This is a genomic window from Aurantiacibacter zhengii, from assembly GCF_003584125.1.
Lineage (GTDB): Bacteria > Pseudomonadota > Alphaproteobacteria > Sphingomonadales > Sphingomonadaceae > Alteraurantiacibacter > Alteraurantiacibacter zhengii.
Map to the genome: position 1 here is coordinate 1 of NZ_QXFL01000015.1, position 16225 is coordinate 16225.

20 protein-coding genes and 1 tRNA gene are annotated in these 16225 nt (G+C 60.9%); 5 read left to right on the top strand and 16 right to left on the bottom strand.

Going from position 1 to position 16225, the window contains the following annotated elements:
* Nucleotides 1–78 precede the first annotated feature (78 nt).
* On the bottom strand, nucleotides 79–1452 hold the full coding sequence (locus D2V07_RS17515) for a transposase (RefSeq protein WP_119586016.1): 1374 nt from the start codon (nucleotides 1450–1452) through the stop codon (nucleotides 79–81).
* 237 nt (nucleotides 1453–1689) lie between these two features.
* Between D2V07_RS17515 and D2V07_RS17520 the strand changes: the two genes are divergently transcribed.
* A complete protein-coding gene (locus D2V07_RS17520) occupies nucleotides 1690–2022 on the top strand; it encodes a hypothetical protein (protein ID WP_119588195.1) in 333 nt (110 codons plus the stop codon).
* 165 nt (nucleotides 2023–2187) lie between these two features.
* Here D2V07_RS17520 and D2V07_RS18460 read toward each other — a convergent pair whose 3' ends face one another.
* The 4 genes from D2V07_RS18460 to D2V07_RS17540 form a co-directional block, all read right to left on the bottom strand.
* Entirely contained in the window at nucleotides 2188–2781 is a 594-nt protein-coding gene (locus D2V07_RS18460) for a hypothetical protein (RefSeq protein WP_147367063.1), read from the bottom strand.
* 242 nt (nucleotides 2782–3023) lie between these two features.
* Entirely contained in the window at nucleotides 3024–3881 is an 858-nt protein-coding gene (locus tag D2V07_RS17530) for an alpha/beta hydrolase (RefSeq protein WP_119588219.1), read from the bottom strand.
* A 509-nt stretch (nucleotides 3882–4390) separates the two neighbouring features.
* Nucleotides 4391–5371 carry a hypothetical protein gene (locus D2V07_RS17535; RefSeq protein ID WP_119588197.1) on the bottom strand — a complete coding sequence of 327 codons (981 nt, stop codon included), beginning with the start codon at nucleotides 5369–5371 and terminating at the stop codon, nucleotides 4391–4393.
* 94 nt (nucleotides 5372–5465) lie between these two features.
* Nucleotides 5466–6389, bottom strand: a complete 924-nt coding sequence (locus D2V07_RS17540; RefSeq protein WP_119588198.1) for a hypothetical protein — start codon at nucleotides 6387–6389, stop codon at nucleotides 5466–5468.
* Between the two features lie 592 nt (nucleotides 6390–6981).
* Between D2V07_RS17540 and D2V07_RS18465 the strand changes: the two genes are divergently transcribed.
* Nucleotides 6982–7443, top strand: a complete 462-nt coding sequence (locus D2V07_RS18465; RefSeq protein WP_147367064.1) for a hypothetical protein — start codon at nucleotides 6982–6984, stop codon at nucleotides 7441–7443.
* An 83-nt stretch (nucleotides 7444–7526) separates the two neighbouring features.
* Here D2V07_RS18465 and D2V07_RS17550 read toward each other — a convergent pair.
* Nucleotides 7527–7602 (bottom strand) — tRNA-Lys (locus D2V07_RS17550).
* Nucleotides 7603–7763: 161 nt separating this feature from the next.
* Here D2V07_RS17550 and D2V07_RS17555 point away from each other — a divergent pair.
* Nucleotides 7764–8363 (top strand): hypothetical protein, encoded by a 600-nt coding sequence (locus tag D2V07_RS17555; RefSeq protein WP_147367065.1) that lies wholly within the window; start codon nucleotides 7764–7766, stop codon nucleotides 8361–8363.
* Nucleotides 8364–8372: 9 nt separating this feature from the next.
* Here the strand turns inward: D2V07_RS17555 and folK are convergent, their stop codons facing one another.
* The 5 genes from folK to D2V07_RS17580 form a co-directional block, all read right to left on the bottom strand.
* Nucleotides 8373–8882 (bottom strand): 2-amino-4-hydroxy-6-hydroxymethyldihydropteridine diphosphokinase, encoded by a 510-nt coding sequence (gene folK / locus D2V07_RS17560; protein ID WP_119588201.1) that lies wholly within the window; start codon nucleotides 8880–8882, stop codon nucleotides 8373–8375.
* Between the two features lie 5 nt (nucleotides 8883–8887).
* On the bottom strand, nucleotides 8888–9751 hold the full coding sequence (gene aguB, locus D2V07_RS17565) for an N-carbamoylputrescine amidase (RefSeq protein WP_119588202.1): 864 nt from the start codon (nucleotides 9749–9751) through the stop codon (nucleotides 8888–8890).
* Nucleotides 9752–9773: 22 nt separating this feature from the next.
* Nucleotides 9774–10553 carry an SIMPL domain-containing protein gene (locus D2V07_RS17570; protein WP_119588203.1) on the bottom strand — a complete coding sequence of 260 codons (780 nt, stop codon included), beginning with the start codon at nucleotides 10551–10553 and terminating at the stop codon, nucleotides 9774–9776.
* Between the two features lie 61 nt (nucleotides 10554–10614).
* Complete coding sequence (locus D2V07_RS17575; RefSeq protein ID WP_233548504.1) at nucleotides 10615–11094, bottom strand: YybH family protein; 480 nt, start codon at nucleotides 11092–11094, stop codon at nucleotides 10615–10617.
* Nucleotides 11094–11903 (bottom strand): class I SAM-dependent methyltransferase, encoded by an 810-nt coding sequence (locus D2V07_RS17580; RefSeq protein ID WP_233548505.1) that lies wholly within the window; start codon nucleotides 11901–11903, stop codon nucleotides 11094–11096. Before D2V07_RS17580 ends, D2V07_RS17575 begins: the two co-directional genes overlap by 1 nt.
* A 99-nt stretch (nucleotides 11904–12002) precedes the next feature.
* On the opposite strand from D2V07_RS17580, the gene msrA reads away from it, so the two are divergent.
* On the top strand, nucleotides 12003–12533 hold the full coding sequence (msrA, locus tag D2V07_RS17585; RefSeq protein WP_407641609.1) for a peptide-methionine (S)-S-oxide reductase MsrA: 531 nt from the start codon (nucleotides 12003–12005) through the stop codon (nucleotides 12531–12533).
* A gap of 276 nt (nucleotides 12534–12809) precedes the next feature.
* Here the strand turns inward: msrA and D2V07_RS17590 are convergent, their stop codons facing one another.
* From D2V07_RS17590 to D2V07_RS17600, 4 genes are all read right to left on the bottom strand, one after another.
* Entirely contained in the window at nucleotides 12810–13001 is a 192-nt protein-coding gene (locus tag D2V07_RS17590) for a hypothetical protein (RefSeq protein ID WP_119588223.1), read from the bottom strand.
* A gap of 59 nt (nucleotides 13002–13060) precedes the next feature.
* Nucleotides 13061–13213 (bottom strand): hypothetical protein, encoded by a 153-nt coding sequence (locus D2V07_RS18640; RefSeq protein WP_158586892.1) that lies wholly within the window; start codon nucleotides 13211–13213, stop codon nucleotides 13061–13063.
* A 46-nt stretch (nucleotides 13214–13259) separates the two neighbouring features.
* Nucleotides 13260–13526, bottom strand: coding sequence for a translation initiation factor IF-1 (gene infA / locus D2V07_RS17595; RefSeq protein ID WP_119588204.1), 267 nt, complete (start codon nucleotides 13524–13526; stop codon nucleotides 13260–13262).
* A 196-nt stretch (nucleotides 13527–13722) separates the two neighbouring features.
* Nucleotides 13723–14976, bottom strand: a complete 1254-nt coding sequence (locus tag D2V07_RS17600; protein WP_119588205.1) for an RsmB/NOP family class I SAM-dependent RNA methyltransferase — start codon at nucleotides 14974–14976, stop codon at nucleotides 13723–13725.
* A 58-nt stretch (nucleotides 14977–15034) separates the two neighbouring features.
* On the opposite strand from D2V07_RS17600, the gene D2V07_RS17605 reads away from it, so the two are divergent.
* Entirely contained in the window at nucleotides 15035–15190 is a 156-nt protein-coding gene (locus tag D2V07_RS17605) for a DUF1674 domain-containing protein (protein ID WP_119588206.1), read from the top strand.
* Between the two features lie 12 nt (nucleotides 15191–15202).
* Here the strand turns inward: D2V07_RS17605 and hemH are convergent, their stop codons facing one another.
* Nucleotides 15203–16225 (bottom strand): ferrochelatase, encoded by a 1023-nt coding sequence (hemH, locus tag D2V07_RS17610; protein ID WP_119588207.1) that lies wholly within the window; start codon nucleotides 16223–16225, stop codon nucleotides 15203–15205.

Consider the following 16225-nt stretch of genomic DNA (forward strand, 5'->3'; position numbering starts at 1 on the left):
CTATTCCGTTGAAAAAGTCGCCGTTGGCTGCGTTGGTTTAGCTCCCCGGATCGAGGGCGAGTGAGGCCGCTGCCTCTCTCAGGCGGTGGCGAGGCCCGGCATGGGCCGCATCTTGGCCAGTTTCCGGAGGTTCTGGGCTGCGGCGGCGAGGTGGAACTCGTCTTTTGCTCCGTTGGGACCGCGCAGACGCAAGCGGTCCAGCTTCAGGATCCGCTTGAGGTGCGCAAAGAGCATCTCGACCTTCTTTCGCTGGCGACGTGAGACGAGATAGGCGTCACTTTTGGAGATATCGCGTGCCAGGTCGCGTGCGCCTTCGTGGACCGAGCGCACGATCTTGCGGGTCGCCGTGCGGGGTGCGCAGAGCTGCTTGAGATTGCATGCCTGACAGTCCTTCTGGCTCGCACGGTAGCGGATGAAGCCATCGGCATTGGCCAGCGGGCGCGGGGCCTTGAAGTTGCGGTTGGATGGTCTCAGCCGCTTTCCGCCAGGGCAGAGGTAACTGTCGTCCTCGGCGTCATAGGTAAAGTCGGACCGCGCAAGAGTGCCGTCGCTGCGTGCAGACTTGTCGAACACGGGGATATGGGGCTCGATACCCTTGTCCTCGACCAGCCAGGCAAGGTTCGGCGCCGAGCCATAAGCAGTGTCGGCCACCAGCTTCTCGGGCCACAAGCCAAAGCGCTCCTGCGTTCGCTCGATCATCCTTCGCTGCGCAAGCACCTCGGCCTGCCGAACCGATGTCGTCGCCTCGACATCGACGATCACCGCGTGATCGAGGTCGATCAGATAGTTGGTGGAGTAGGAGTAGAAAGCCGCATCGCGCGTCGCCGCAGTCCAGCGCGCAGCGGGATCGGTCAGGCTGACCCGCTTTGGTTCGACAGGCGTGGCTGCGCCGAAGGCTGCATCATCGAGGACCTCGAGATACTCAGCGACCGCGCGACCGGCAACTTCGGGCGGGAGGCCTTCTTCCCCCGGCACCGAACGTTGCCGGTGGACATCCGCGCGGATCAGGCTCGCATCGACCGCGAAGCCCTCTGCTCCCACCAGTCCTTCTCTCATGCAGCGCTCGACGGTCATCTCGAAGAGCTTGCGCAGCAGGTCGCTGTCGCGGAACCGGCCGTGCCGGTTCTTGGAGAAGGTGGAGTGATCGGGCACCGACCCCTCGAGATCTAGCCGGCAGAACCAGCGATAGGCGAGGTTGAGGTGCACCTCCTCGCACAAGCGGCGCTCCGAGCGTATGCCCATGCAATAGCCAATGAGGAGCATCCGGATCATTAGCTCGGGATCAACCGAAGGCCGCCCGGTCGAGCTGTAGAACGGCTTCAGGTGCTCTCGGATACCCGTCAGATCGACGAACCGGTCAACCGAACGCAGCAGGTGATCCTGCGGCACATGATCCTCAATGCGGAAGCTGTAGAACAGCGCCTCCTGCATCACCGTCCGCTCGCCCATCATCAGCAAATCTCCTGATTACGAAGATCACTGAATCAGCGGCTCGCCCTCTTCGCAAGAGGAGTTTTTCAACAGAATAGGGTCGTAAGCTGACATTCGGCTTTTGGTGCAAACCGTGGCAAAGCTGCCAGTCCGCTTTTGGGCGGGTCGTCCCTGTCACCGAACGTCTGATTAGGGGTGGATTGCTGCCATTGCTCTTGGTTTTACAGCGGCTACAAAGGTTGGCGAAAGGGGGCCGGCATGAGCGCGAGCGCATGCGTCGTTTATTTTGGTATCCGCTACGAAATTTCGGAAGACGAGATATCGGCGCTGGAGCTAAGAACCGATCCGCGCCAGCGTGCGGCCAAACAAGTCGGTCTCGATAGCTATTGGCAGAATTTCGGAGGCCTCGACGAACGTTATGTGCTGCTGGTCGGCACGCAGATTGCGGTCCTCGGACCGGAGGATGCATCATCGTCCAGCATCACAGTGGAGCGCCTCCAAGACATTGTTAGTCGGACTGAGGGCCGTCTCAACGAAGCTTGCCTTGATGGACCGCGAAGCCTGCATTTCGAGTGGCTTGAGGACCTTTAAGAGCCTGCGACACACGTCCGCTCTTGGGTCGTTAGCCGACAGGCTGCTTTTGTCTGAAAAGCCCGGATTGCTGCCAGTCCGCTTCCAGGCGGCAAGGAAGGTTTGCCGAATGTCCGATTATGGGTGGAAAGCGGACATACTCGCATCTCCCGCAAAAGTAGTCAGTTAGCCAACAGGATCAGGCCTCTGCCAGCCGCTAATATGGCAATGAGCGGCGATCTCATATGTTGCGTCCCAACACCGCAGCATAGCCTCGAGAACATTGAGGTTTAGCGGCCATGGTAGGGCTATCGGTTGACCGTGGGCATCAACGGCATTGTCCCAGCCGGAAGGCTTCGGCACGCTTGCCAAAGCAGCGGCGGCAGCCTCAAGGCCTGCGCGGTCCCGTTGCAGGAATGCGAGATTGCCATCGACGTAGAGATTCCAAGTCACTGCACCAACTGAACCATCGTCCCTATAGGTTTGCGCGAACAGTTCCCGAGCAGATGCGCTATTACCTGCATAAGCCCACATCTGGGCTTCATGGAACAGGATGATATTCGGAGCGGGCTCGTTTCTTTCCCGCCAATCGCGAAGAAGTCGCGCAGCCTGCGCGTAGCACCCAGCGCGGTAAAGCGGTCTCCACCCTGAACCCTCGGTCTGGTCGAAAGCTTCAAAATCAAGCGCGAGAACTTCCTCTGTTTCGTGATCGCACGCGGTCTGGCCAGCATCTGGGACAGCAAAGGACGAGAGAAGTAAAAGTGATAAATTCAAAAACATTCCGCACACGCTATCCAATTTCGTGAAGTTCGACCACAGTGTGTTTGAATGTCAGCAACTGGGTCGTTCACCGACAGGCCGCTATTGTTGATGATAGTCCGAAAAACTGCCGACCCAGCATCTGCCATTTCACCGCAGCAGTGCGATATTCTGACTTGGCTGTGACAGGCTGTCGACATGCCAGTCAATTCGGCTGGGTCTGACCTCTGAGGTGCAGAATTCGGTCTACGCCTAGGAGTGGCTCAAGGTTGACTGGTGACCTCGCGCGCAAACTCTGTAGTGTCATCTAGTACTGGCGCTTCCCCACGAAATGGACGCGCTAGAGCAGTCAGAATGCCAACATGACCGAGGCCAGGATAAATCTCGCTGCGTGCGTTGGCACCTGATTGGACGAGCCTGTCGCCCAAGGTTTCGCTGTTGCGGGGGTAAACCGTCGTGTCATCGGCTCCATGCAAGAGCAAAACAGGCGGATCGTCTGCCGTTGCAAAGGAAATCGGCTGGGTTGTCTCCAGGTTCTCCTCATTCCCGAATGCTGCTTGGGTGACTTCGCCATCCAGGGGCAAGAAATCGTAAGGTCCAGCGAGGCCAACGAAGCCTCTCACATTTTGTCGTCCGCTTCCCAGCCAACGTTCGTCAAGTGCAAGCATGGCTGCATTGTATGCACCTGCAGAGTGACCGACGAGCACGATCCGCGATGGGTCTCCGCCATATTGGGTAATGTTCTCGATTACCCACGTCACCGCAGCGGCGTTGTCCTGAAGAAAGGCCGGATAGCGAACGTCTGGCACCAAGCGGTAGTTGGGGATGGCCACTACAAATCCACGAGACGCCAGCGCGCGTCCAACGAAGGAGTAGCCATCTTTGTTGCCATCCTGCCAAGATCCCCCGTGAATGAACACAATGACTGGGAGTTCAGACTGCGATCCTTCAGCATAAGCTTGCGTGGGCCGGTACAGATCCAGCTTTTGCCGAGGTAGGGACCCGAACGAGATGTCCTGCGCTGCTCGCTCTGCCCCACCGTCTTTTGGAACGAGCGAGTTGAACGTGCCAAGGGTTGAGCAAGCAGTCAGCCCCCAAAAGGACACGATGAGGAGGGACATCAGCCTAAGCCGGCAGAAGAAGTGTTGGATCATGAAACTGGAGCCAATCGCTGGTGCAAAGGAGTCTTCTTGGAAACACGGGACCGGAAGCGTTCGTTCCAGAGTGCCATAATCTGACTTGGCTGTGACAACCTGCTGACTGCTGGTCAGAGCATAGTCCTCGGCTGGTCAGATTGCAGAACCCCTACGCGTGCACGGACTGCCGATGACAGGACCAAACCCTACGGTGTACTTACAATCAGAATAATCGGCAGGTTACGTCCGCGCTCTCCGTCTGCTGTCAGGGAATTCTGCGGTGATAGCCATTGTCAGGAAATATTCCGATAATGCCTGCTGTGGAGTTTGAAAAAGTGAATCAGTCAAAGCATGTGATCTGTGTGTTGGATGGGGCCTGTAGGTGGGTGTAAGTGGTAGGTTGAGGCTGTAGTGGTGACATTAACATAGCGTCGAAGCCATGCCCGGTGTGCTGCCTACTGCAATGAACAGAATATTTTCACCACAGCCCTGCGTTACGACTTCTCTGCGCCCCGTTGCTCAGCCCTAGTGATGATCCGGCAGTCACAGAATTTTTTGCTGCCATTGTTTTCACGAATGCTGCTCCAGTGCCGTCGAACCTCTTCGCGCGTTGGCGCAGGCATAGCTCCAGCCCGAACGCGGATTTCGTGGCGAACGGCAGCTCTCACCTTGCTGGCGATGTCCTTGCCGGTGCCGCCGCCAATCGAAAAGAGGACGTCTCCAAGCTCGCAATGGGAAAACACCTCTGTCAGCCGAGCCGTAGAGCCTTGTGCGTGCTCCGCGTCATAGAACTTATGCCGATCGCCTTTCCGCCGCATTACTGGGTTCTTGGCGTGCACAGGCGGCTTCAGCATGTACTGGCCAATCTGTGCGAAGTCGGTCGGAGAACCACTTACGTTTTGTATATCCACACTGGGCGCATCGAGAAAGTTCGGCAGGGCAGCTCGCGCCCGCATGTCGGCTGCCACTTGTGTGACCTTTACCCGCTTCCCGTCCGCTGGATATCCAATGAAATGTACATGGCTAGCCATACGCCTCCCAGGCTCGCCAGTGAGGTTCTTCCACGTGTCAGTTTCTACAACGCCAACGCCTTCAATGCCGCTGCGGCGGAGATGCTGATAGGCGATAGTGCGCAAGGACACAAAGTCGATGTATGGCGAGCGCTCCAAGGTGAGGCCCGTGTCCCAGGCCATGGTAATCCATAGCCACTGACGCGCGGGTTCATCTTCAGACGCGTCGACGAGGCCTTCCATCAGCGCATAATGCGCCGCCTTCCGCACATGACGGTTGCTGAGCAATGCACGGCCGGAAATTCTGCGGGTGGCTATCCGTGCCAGAAAGTCCGCTTCCTCCGAGCTGAGAACCCATCGTCGTGTATCCCGGCGGAAGCCATCCGCAAACTTGCGAAGGTTGTCATCTGCCTTGATACGTGATGTGGCAATGACAGCTGCCATTTCGTCGTCGTGGTCAGTCATAATTCTATCCCATGATGAAGAATGGCCCCGGACCGCAATGCACGGCCCGGGGGCATTTAAATTGAGCGGTGCCCAGAATGTTCAGGGCGAAAAATTAGTGCAGCAGCATGACCGGCACCGAGATTTCATCGAGTTGCCGTCGGCGCAGCTCTTCGAACCAGCGATGCGGGATCTCGTCCCTGTGAACTCGCCCTGCATCGGCCTTGCACCGCGCCTTGAGGGCATGCTCTACCGTGCCGATTGCACCTGCAACGATTGGTTTACCGGCTCCGAAGCCAACGAGCATATTCCGCACCGGCAACTGAGAACGGCACATCAACGTGATGAACGCGCGAAGGTCTAGGTCGAGCTCGTCGCTAAACTCATCATCGCAAGTGTTGTGTGGGTCGCCTGATGGCAAATTCGGCCATGGTGCGCGAAAGATAGCATCGAAGGCATTTCGCATCGACGAGACGCTCCTGGAAGGCGCCCACAGTATTTCCGATCGTATGACCGGGTTGTTTCGCCGTACATTCCGACTTGCTTCGGCGATACGAGCCCTCGCATTTTCGCCGCCAACGATCGCGACCATGTCCAACGCCATGCAATCGCCGTTCAAGGAATCCATAACCGGGCATAGGCGCAGGCCGGCCACCCCATCGACCTTAGCGTTGCGGTAAAGAGCCACCGCCTTTCTCGCTTCCGCGATTGAGAGCCGCACTGTCTTCAGTGGCGAAACATCGATGCGGGTCACCTGCACACCGAATTCGTCACCCCCGTCTTTGAATACGCGGGCGAGCTGAGTCCTGATGGCCCTCGAGCATGCCGCAGCGAAGGGTTTGTCACTCGATATGGCAAGCGAGACGGGTGCCTTGCGGCCCAGAACAGCCTCATAGATGGAAAGGGCAGCAGGGTCATCCACAGTTTCTGCGCTTGCAATCAGGCGACCCTCAAGCGAGCATTTAACCTCAGCCGCTAATTTGCCGTCTTTCAGCTTCCGACTGGAATTCTTAGTTCTGAGTTTGAATTTTTTTGTCATTGGAATTTCCTTAGGACAAGGGTTGTCAGCGCCAAAACCGCGTGTCTTGGAGTCAGCTATTAATTCGAATTTAGTTCAGAATTTTAGGCTGCATGATCTGCGCCAGACAGAGCTCAGGGGCCTTGGCTCACGCAGTCAAACTTGCATGTGAATGAATAGTCAGCGCCTATGCATATGCTCGTGCCTGTCATCGAGCATCGCCAACATCCGAAGTACTGAGGCGCAGGCAATTCTGCTCGTAGGCTTTAATGTCGGCCAATGAGTAGCGGACTGTTGACCCAAATTTCGCGAACCGTGGCCCGCCGCCAACGATGCGCGTCTTCTGTAGCCATTTTTGGCTCATGTGCAGCCGTTGGGCAGTCTGCTTTTCTGTAAGCCATAGAGGGCCGACGTCCATGGCCGAATCGTGTTCTGTCGTTTGCATACCCGCATCTTAGGGGTCTGAAATACTTTAAAACCGAAGCAAACAGACACGCAAAAAGGGGATTGCTCTAACCTCACAGTTGAGGCCGTCGATTGTGTTGGCCGATGCATCCACCTTGAAAGTTTATCGCATTTGGATACGATTACACGGACCCGCGGAGCACCAATCATGAATCCGACGAAGAAAAAACTGGATAGCGCAGTCAAAATTTTTGACGATCGAGCTTATGAAATCGTGAAAGAATTTCAGCGCTCACCTAAAAAGGGTCCAACCCCCTTCGAGAGTCGCTGGGGTTCTTTCAAACGCCAGGCTTATCGGCTCATCCGAAACACGAAGAGTTCGCAAGGCGGGCATAAGGTGATCAAGTCCATAGTCCGCTCAGAAGATCGCATCCCTGCGTATCTATTATACAAGGGTAATGAGTTTCATTGGGGCCTACTTGCCATCGATCCGCACGGTGTCGTTTTAGACGCAAAGCGGCTTTCCCTAATATCTCGGCAGCTTAAGTACGCCGACAATCATGACGTACCGGCCCATTATCTCGTTGGTTTTCTATACCAATCGGGCGCAAGCACTAGCACTGCTAAAAAGCTTGCTTTAGGCGCGTGCGAGCCTTGGCGGCCTAAATAGGTGCGCGATCTTGTTGTGGTTGCTGCGTGGTTGCTGAGATCGGCATGACGCAGCAATCACCGAAAGCAAGTGATTGAAAATTATGGTGAGCCCTGCTGGGTTCGAACCAGCGACCTACTGATTAAAAGTCAGTTGCTCTACCGACTGAGCTAAGGGCCCCCATGGGTGTGGCAGCGCGGTGAGCTGCGGGCCGTCAACTAGGGGCGAGGGCCTTTCGGGTCAAGCGCTTGGTCTGCGTGATCGCGAGGGGTTCTTGATCGGCAGGCGTGGTAGCGCTATCAACCGGAAAAAGAAATCTCGGGACTTGGAGAGAGATGACCATGAAACTTATTGCTTTTCTCGGTGCCACTGCGTCGCTTGCACTTGCAGGATCGGCCCTGGCGCAGGACACGGTGGAGCCTCGCAACACGCCCGGCCTGCCCGACAACCTCGCCGCCATCGACGATGTGCTGAGGGGCGGCCTTCTCAACGATCCGACCAGTATCGCCTGGGAAAACTACGGTGTCGGCACCGAGGTAATCCAGGACGAAAGCTATCCCGGTGGCGGGGTGGCCATGCGGGTTTCCATCGGGCCGTCAGCCAATGTTTACGACGGCGGACTGAACATCCCGCTGCTTGCCCCCGTCAACGCTGGCGAACAGTTGACCATCGGATTCTTCGCCCGGACCATATCGAGCGAGGCAGCAGATGGCATGGGCCGCGTGCAGGTGCGTTTCCAGCTGAACGAGCCGCCCTATCCCGGTTTCGGCGAGAAGGTGGTCCAGATCGACGACGAATGGGGCTTTTACGAAATTACCGCACCGGCGGGCCGGGCCATGCGGCGTAACGGGATCGTGGCATTGCAGTTCGGACTGGAAGAGCAGGTCGTCGAAATCGGCCAGGCAATCGTGGTAAGCGGCACGCGCACCATCGCCGACTAGAGGCGCCGACTAGAGATGGGCAGCTAGCTGACGAAGCGTCAGGCCGGTTCGCGGATCGCGCCATTGGGGGGCGATCTGCGAGGCAGGCCCGAGTACGAAACCACGTTCGCGGAACAGCGGGTGCGGCACGGTCAGGTCTGGTTGCGTGACGCTGCCACCGCTCCACATGACGATATCCAGGTCGAGCACGCGGGCACGCCAGCGCTGGCCCAGCTTGCGCCGCCCGAGCGCGACCTCGGCTTCCTGCAGCACGGCCAGCAGGCTGAGCGGGTTCAGGCGCGTTTCGAGGAGGATAGCGGCGTTGGCAAAGCGGCGCTGGCTCGGCCCGACCGGCGCGCTGTCGATGATGCGCGAGCGGCTGGTGACCGTCCCCGCGGTCCCGTCGAGCAGGTCCATCGCCGTTGCCACGACCATGCGCGGGGAACCGAACGTCTGGTGACGCTGATTACTGCCCAGCGCGATGAGGTAACAGTGGTCGGCCTCGGCAACGCCCGCAACTTCACCGCGCCGTCTGCCCATGCCGGTCAGATATCCTCAGCGATGCGACCATAGAGTTGCGGGCGACGATCGCGGAAGAAACCCCAGCTCGCGCGGTGCCTGCGCGCCGCGTCCAGATCGAGTTCCGCCACCAGCGCGCCGGTTTCTTCCCGCCCGAACTGTTCGATGTAGTCGCCCCATTCGTCGCAGATGAAGCTGTGACCATAGAAGGTGTTGCCCACTTCCTGGCTGCCTTCGTGCCCGATGCGGTTGGCTGCGACCACCGGCATGCAGTTCGAGACGGCGTGGCCGATCATCGCGCGGCGCCACATGCGGCTGGTGTCCATGTCCGCATCCTTGGGCTCGCTGCCGATGGCGGTGGGGTAGAACAGGACCTGCGCGCCCTTCAGCGCCAATACCCGCGCGGTTTCGGGGTACCACTGGTCCCAGCAGACCCCGATGCCGATGGTGGCGCCGAAAACCTGCCACACCTTGAACCCGTCGTTGCCCGGGCGGAAATAGAACTTTTCCTCGTAGCCCGGGCCATCGGGAATATGGCTCTTGCGGTAGGTCCCCATGATCTCGCCCTCGGCATCGATCATGGCGAGGGTGTTGTAATAGTGATGTCCGTCCCGTTCGAAGAAACTGGTGGGAATGGCCACGCCAAGCTGCTTCGCCAGCTTCTGCATCGCGATTACGGAGGGGTGTTCCGCCGTGGGGCGCGCGAGCGCGAAGAATTCGTCCTTCTCCTCGCGGCAGAAATAGGAGCCGGAGAACAGTTCGGGCGGCAACACCACCTGCGAGCCCTTGCCGGCCGCATCGGCGACAAGATCGGAAACGGCGGCGATATTCGCGCCCTCATCCTCACGCGAGAGTTCGAGTTGCAGCGCGGCGACAGTCAGCTTGGTCATGCGTGAGCAATTAGGTGTCCGCTCAACTCTCCACAAGCGCGAAGTCCACCTGCACCGTAACCGCGCTCGTCGTCTGGCCCGGCATGATAGTGGCGGAGACCGCGCTCTGCTCCTCCGGCATGGGCTGTGTGCGTATCGGCGGCGGGGCAACCGGCGGCGGAGGAGCCACGTTGGCAGCATCGATGGCAGTTGCCTGCGCTCCTGCGATCCAGCGGTTGCCCTGCTGTCCGCCCGCGTCGCGGATGTAAAGCACGCGGCTGACTTCCATGCCCGCCGCCTCGGCATAGGCTTCGGCCCGCGAGAGCGCCGCCGCGTAAGCATTGGCGTAGGCCGTGTTGGCAGCGGCCTCGGGGTCCGACATGCGCAGGTCCGGGCCGGATACGATGTTCGCGCCCACGCCCGTCGCTGCCGTCACCGCAGCGCCTGCCTTGTCGATATCGCGCACGCGCACGGTGAGGGTGTTCGCGGCCTGAAACTGGCCGCGCCGGTCGCCCCAGTCGATACGCTGCACGTTCACCGCGCTCGTCTGGATGTCATCCTTTTCGATGCCCAGCTCGCGCAGGGCGGACACGATCTCGGCAATGTCTTCCTGCGTCGCCCGCGATGCGGCTTCGGCGTTGCCCGCCCAGTTCTGCACGCCTGCCTGGAACTGCGCTTCGTCGGGGCGGGTGTCGGCTTGCCCGCTTGCGCTGACCGAGAGCAGGGTCTCGGACTTCTCTACGCCGCGCGGATCGTAGACGGTACCGCCGCAGGCTGACAACAGGACGGACGCCGCAAGAGCGGAAATGGGCACACTTTTCATGACATTGAACCCCTATGATACAATGTCACAAGGCCTGCTCCTGCGCCGATGAACGCCAGCTTTACGAGCTGTGGTCCGCGATGATCTTCCAGCCCTCCGGCTCGCGAGCGAAGACCAGGCTGGTGTATCCCGTCACAGGCTCGCCGCCATCCGGATAGGTAAGGATATAGCGCCCGATATAGAGTGCGTGGGTGTCACCCAGCGGGCGAACGTCCTCGGTCTCGAACGTCAGTTCGCCCCGCTCTGCCGGGTCGGGCTGCGACCAGTCGTAGGCTGCGCGGTAGCGCTCCTCCATCGCAGCCTTGCCGCGCATCAATCCGCCGGAACCGACGAAACTGGTTTCCGGCGCGTCGGAATAGATCGCGAGAAAGCGATCCATGTCGCCCTCGTTCCAGCCTGCGGCGCTGTCTTCCATCACCGCCTCGAGATCCGCAGCACTCACCGCCGGTGCAGCCACTTCAGTCGCGGCCTCCACCGGTTCGGGCTCGGGCGTGCAGGCAGACAGTGCCAGCACGCCCGCCATCAGCAAGCCTGCGCGCATCAATCGGCCTTGCGGAACAGCAGCGTCATGCGGTCGCTCTCGCCGATGGCCGTCAGCCGTTCGCGGTCCGCATCCCCGCCGCTGAGAGTGGGCGGCAAGGTCCACACGCCGCGTTCCCACTCGGCGGGATCATTCGGGTTCGCATTGATCTCGGATGCGGCAACCAGGTCGAAACCGTTGATCGCGAACAGCCGGATCACGTCGGCCTGGCGCAGGTACCCGCGCGAGCCGCTGGCATCGTCATAGCTCGTATCTTCCGGCGCGCGGTGCTGCACCACGCCCACCATCCCATCCTCGGCCAGCAGGCGGCGCATGGCGCGCAGCTGGGTATCGGCAGCCTCGTTGTTCAGCAGGCCGTGGAGCGAACGGAAGACGAGGATGCGGTCGGCCGTGCCGTGCATGTCCTCGGTGATGTCGTCGGTTTCGAACGCCACGATGTTTTCTGCGGGTAGGTCGGTCCAGCCGCTGGCTGCGGTGGTGAAGCGCTGCGTCCAGGCAGGCGTGCCCTCCTCCGGTTCGCCCGAATCGGGCTGCATCGCCATGTAGGTGCCCTGCGGCGCAATCCACGGCAGCAGCACGCGGGTGTACCAGCCGCCACCGGGACTGAATTCAACCACCCGCATGGTCGGCTCGACATCGAAGAAGGCGAGGGTTTCGGCAGGATGGCGATACTGGTCGCGCCCCGCATCCTGGCTGCGGTGGTCACTGGCGAGGACATCCTCCAGCGACGGCGCTTCGCCATGGTGATCCGCAAGGGCGGGCGACGAAAGCGCAAGCGCGGCAACGGCGAAAATGGGGGCAATACGCACGGGTGTTCTCTCCTGAAACGATAACGGTTCGCAGTTTAGGACCAAAGCGCGGGATGACAAGCGGACTTAGGGTCACCATGTCAGGCGCCAAAGGAGACCATGATGAGTGAAACGGTAATCGTTGCAGGCGGATGCTTCTGGTGCACGGAAGCGGTGTTCAAGGACGTGATCGGCGTCGAAAGCGTCGAGAGCGGCTATATCGGCGGCACGGTGGAGAACCCCACCTACAAGCAGGTGTGCACCGGCAGCACCGGCCATGCAGAGGGGGTGAAGGTCACCTTCGACCCCGACACCGTGACGCTGCCGGAAATATACGACATGTTCATGGGCACGCACGATCCCAGCCAGTTGAACCGGCAGGGCAATGACGTGGGCACGCAATACCGCAGCGCGATCTTCCCGCTGTCCGACGAGCAGAAGGCGCAGGCCGAAGCGGCCATCGCGCGCTGGAACGACAGCCACGATGCCGAGGCAGTGACCACCATCGAAAGCGGCGAGTGGTATCCGGCAGAAGACTACCACCAGGAATACTGGGAAGGCGAAGGCCAGCGAAATCCCTATTGCATGGCCGTGATCCCGCCCAAGCTGATGAAGCTGCGCAAGAGCTTTGCCGACAAGGTGAAAAGCTGAGAGCTACCATCGGCGCCGGGCCGGGCCGGGCATCCTGGAATAAAAAAAAGGGAGAGCTTGCGATCACGCAGGCCCTCCCTTTCTCAGTCTCGATACGGAAGACGTAACCGGCTCGCGTCGGCGTCGGGGACACCCGAAGGTTGATTTCCTCAAGCCCGGTTGAATTAACCACGCTTCGCCAGCCGTACGGCGGGTTTGCATGGTGGGCGAGCAATGCCGCCCACTCCTGCGTTAACCATGTCTGCAAACCGCTTCACTACGTCAGCAGGTGCATCCCTACGTCGCGGTGAGGTGCAATGCGCACCATGCGCAGGCCGCAGCCGCACCCAGGCCGAGCTGAAAGGTGCCAATTTCCTTGGCGATCCCTTCTGCCTCGGCAAGATGATCGCGACGGTCGGCATCGCTGTCGGCCCTCTTCGAGAATATGAGCGCTTTCTGGTGCGCGGCGTATTTCTTGTTCAGGTCCATGCTGTTTCTCCGGCCTTCTTGCGGAAATGCCAGTGCATGGCCGCTGTTGTGTTCGTTCTTCAATCGACCATCTCGGCGACAAGTCGCCGCAGTTCCAGGGTCGACAGGATGCCGGGCATGTTCGCATTGAGATCGGCATGCCCGTGATTGCCCCGACTGGTGCCGGAGCGGGTAGAATGGCGCGAGTTCGCGCCCGAAAACGTGTTGTTCATTGTATCCTTGTCGGCAGCACTCTGGCTGCCATTCTGTAAGTATTTGTCAGCGCCGGAATCCGCGTTTGCGCGGTCCGCCCGGACCCTGTCCGGCGGTGCGCTCGCGGAATACGATCCGACCCTTGGTCAGATCATAAGGCGTCATTTCAACGTGCACGCGGTCTCCGGCGACGGAGCGGATGCGGTAACGCCGCATCTTGCCAGCGGTGTAGGCGATGATCTGGTGACCATTATCCAGTGTGACGCCGAAGCGTCCATCGGGCAGGACCTCGTTGATCTCGCCCTCCAATGTCATCAGTTCTTCTTTCGCCAAACCCGCTCCCGCCAATCCCGAAACTTCATGCAAAATATCCTTCCGCGCAAGGGCGTATCCCGAGGCGGAGCCAGCAGCATGTGAAGGGAAAAGTGGGGCGCCGAAAAGGCGATCAAATTCCGTCGCAGGCGACGTTAGCAATTTTCATATAGCGCAATGTCGAAAAATTGCAAGAGATAAGCCTGATGGCTTGATCTCAGGCGGTAAACCGCGCGATGAAAAACCCGTCCAGACCGCCCTTGTCCGGCAGCATTCCGGGATCGGTGCGAACCTCGCCCGCGTCGGTCGGCTGCAGACCCGCAGGCAACTCGGATGCGCGGATCGGATCCGGCGTCAGCGTGCAGCCTGCGGCCACGGCCTCGCCTTCCTCGCGCTCCAGCGAGCAGGTGGCGTAGACCAGCCTGCCGCCCTGTTTCACCCAGCCTGCCGCGCGGGCGAGCAGTTTCCCTTGCAGTTCTGCCATCTCGGCAATCTGGCGCGGCCCGATGCGGTGGATCACCTCCGGGTGGCGGCGGCAGGTGCCCGTGGCGGTACACGGCGCATCGAGCAGGACGGCATCGAAGGGCGCGTCCGGTTCCCATTCCAGCGCATCGGCGATGACCGTATGGGCATCGAGGCCAGTGCGGGCGAGGTTTTCGCGCAGACGCATCATACGCTTTGGATGGACATCAAGCGCGGTCACGTCCCACCCGGCAGCGGCCAGTTGCATGGTCTTGCCACCGGGGGCTGCGGCGATGTCGAGCACGCGCCTCGGTCCGTTCTGGCCCTCACCACTGCCCAGCAGGCTTGCCGGAATGGTCGCGGCCAGATCCTGCACCCACCAGCTGCCTTGTTCATATCCGGGCAGGTCGGAGACAGAGGCCCCGCGCCCAAGGCGCAAGTGGCCCGGTGCAAGGCTGCTCGCCTGCATCCGCTCCGCCATTTCGTCGGTCAGGTCCGGCCCCTTCAGCCGCAGGTCGAGCGGCGGCGGCGCGGCGATGCCGGCGGCGATGGCCCCGAGGTTGTAATCGGCCCTGTCGCCCCAGCGCTGCACCACGGCAGTGGGCAGGGTCGGCACCGGCGGCAGGCTCGCCTCGCCGCGCGACAGCGTGGCGAAGACGCCGTGCGCCAGTCGCTTGGGACCGCCGTCCAGCAGCGGCAGGGCCGTGGCGATCACCGCATGCGGCGGGGTTTCGAGGCGCAGCCATCCGGCCAGCATGATGCGCAGCACCATGCGCGCCTTGGCATCGTCGGGCAGGGGATTTTTCGTGGCCGAATCGATCAGCGCGTCGAGATCGACCAGCCAACGCAGCACCTCGCCAGCGAGGGCTTTTGCCAGCGCGCGGTCCGAGAAGCTGGGCAGGCCGTTGGCCGCCCCGCCCGCCTGCTCCAAGGTCTCGCCCCGGCGCAATACGGCATCGAGCATCTTGAGCGCGGCGCGGCGCGGTTGCAGTCCGGGGGTCTTGGCCATCGCCATGCCCCTAGGGCCAGTTGCGCCCCAGCGCCAGAGCGCCCATGTAGGGGCAGCTATGAAAAGAGCGACAAAAAGACCCGAAGGCTTCGAAAAGCCCGCCCACTGGACCAACGACCCGCCGCCCCAGCCCGAAAAGGGCGAGGTGGACGAGGAACTCAGTCCCACCCGCTATGGCGACTGGGTGAAGGACGGGATCGCAATAGACTTCTAGATTCGGATTGCCCTAGATCCACCCGCCCAGTTCGCGGCGGATGATGGTCTCCAGCATGGCCATGCCCGGATCGCTGGTGTTGAGGCATGAAAGCGCGGCAAACTGCTCGCCCCCTGCTTCCACGAACTGTTCCTTGCCCTGCATGGCCAGCTCTTCGAGGGTCTCCAGGCAGTCGGCGGAGAAACCGGGGGCGGCGACGGCGAGCCGCTTCGTGCCCTTCGCCCCCTCTGCCATCAGCGTATCATCGGTGGCAGGCTCCAGCCATTTCGCCCGGCCAAAGCGGCTCTGGAAGGTGGTGACCATGCGCAGGTCGGGGCGCGCCATCCTTTCCTCCAGCAGGCGCGCGGTCTTGCGGCAGTGGCAATGGTAGGGATCGCCCAGGTCAAGCGTGCGCTGCGGCATGCCGTGAAAGGACAGCAGCAGCACTTCCGGCGTAAAATCCAGCGCATCCAGCTGCCGCCCAAGGTCCGATGCCAGGGCATCGATATAGGCCTGGTCGTCGTGATAGGGCGGCAGGGTGCGAAGGCTGGCCTGCCAGCGCCTTTCGCGCAGCCAGTCCGCGGCCTTGTCCACCACCGTTGCCGTGGTGGCACCGCAGTATTGCGGGTAAAGCGGGGCAAGCAGGATGCGCTCGCAGCCCTCGTCCATCAGCTTTTCCAGCTGCCGGGGGATAGACGGCTCGCCGTAGCGCATGGCCCATTCCACCTGTACCGATCCGGCCAGTCGCGCCTGCAGCGCCTCTGCCTGCTCGGCCGTGATCGCCGCCAGCGGTGATCCCTTGTCGGTCCATACCTCGCGGTAGGCTGCCGCGCTTTTCTGCGGACGGGTGTTGAGGATGATACCGCGCAGGATCGGCTGCCAGATCAGCGACGGGATCTCGATCACGCGCCGGTCGGACAGAAATTCCGCGAGGTAGCGGCGCACCGGACCGGTTTCGGGAGCCTCCGGCGTGCCGAGATTGACGACGAGCACACCGACCCGGCCGCTTTTCACGGGAGGGTGATCGGCGGGAAGCTGCTGGGGCCGGTGAGTCAT

Bases quoted from the DNA above. Each gene is read 5' to 3' on its own strand.
- D2V07_RS17515 (WP_119586016.1), bottom strand. From the start codon at position 1,452: ATGATGGGCGAGCGGACGGTGATGCAGGAGGCGCTGTTCTACAGCTTC.
- D2V07_RS17520 (WP_119588195.1), top strand. From the start codon at position 1,690: ATGAGCGCGAGCGCATGCGTCGTTTATTTTGGTATCCGCTACGAAATT.
- D2V07_RS18460 (WP_147367063.1), bottom strand. From the start codon at position 2,781: ATGTTTTTGAATTTATCACTTTTACTTCTCTCGTCCTTTGCTGTCCCA.
- D2V07_RS17530 (WP_119588219.1), bottom strand. From the start codon at position 3,881: ATGTCCCTCCTCATCGTGTCCTTTTGGGGGCTGACTGCTTGCTCAACC.
- D2V07_RS17535 (WP_119588197.1), bottom strand. From the start codon at position 5,371: ATGACTGACCACGACGACGAAATGGCAGCTGTCATTGCCACATCACGT.
- D2V07_RS17540 (WP_119588198.1), bottom strand. From the start codon at position 6,389: ATGACAAAAAAATTCAAACTCAGAACTAAGAATTCCAGTCGGAAGCTG.
- D2V07_RS18465 (WP_147367064.1), top strand. From the start codon at position 6,982: ATGAATCCGACGAAGAAAAAACTGGATAGCGCAGTCAAAATTTTTGAC.
- D2V07_RS17555 (WP_147367065.1), top strand. From the start codon at position 7,764: ATGAAACTTATTGCTTTTCTCGGTGCCACTGCGTCGCTTGCACTTGCA.
- folK (WP_119588201.1), bottom strand. From the start codon at position 8,882: ATGGGCAGACGGCGCGGTGAAGTTGCGGGCGTTGCCGAGGCCGACCAC.
- aguB (WP_119588202.1), bottom strand. From the start codon at position 9,751: ATGACCAAGCTGACTGTCGCCGCGCTGCAACTCGAACTCTCGCGTGAG.
- D2V07_RS17570 (WP_119588203.1), bottom strand. From the start codon at position 10,553: ATGAAAAGTGTGCCCATTTCCGCTCTTGCGGCGTCCGTCCTGTTGTCA.
- D2V07_RS17575 (WP_233548504.1), bottom strand. From the start codon at position 11,094: ATGCGCGCAGGCTTGCTGATGGCGGGCGTGCTGGCACTGTCTGCCTGC.
- msrA (WP_407641609.1), top strand. From the start codon at position 12,003: ATGATGAGTGAAACGGTAATCGTTGCAGGCGGATGCTTCTGGTGCACG.
- D2V07_RS17590 (WP_119588223.1), bottom strand. From the start codon at position 13,001: ATGGACCTGAACAAGAAATACGCCGCGCACCAGAAAGCGCTCATATTC.
- D2V07_RS18640 (WP_158586892.1), bottom strand. From the start codon at position 13,213: ATGAACAACACGTTTTCGGGCGCGAACTCGCGCCATTCTACCCGCTCC.
- D2V07_RS17600 (WP_119588205.1), bottom strand. From the start codon at position 14,976: ATGGCCAAGACCCCCGGACTGCAACCGCGCCGCGCCGCGCTCAAGATG.
- D2V07_RS17605 (WP_119588206.1), top strand. From the start codon at position 15,035: ATGAAAAGAGCGACAAAAAGACCCGAAGGCTTCGAAAAGCCCGCCCAC.
- hemH (WP_119588207.1), bottom strand. From the start codon at position 16,225: ATGACTCACCGGCCCCAGCAGCTTCCCGCCGATCACCCTCCCGTGAAA.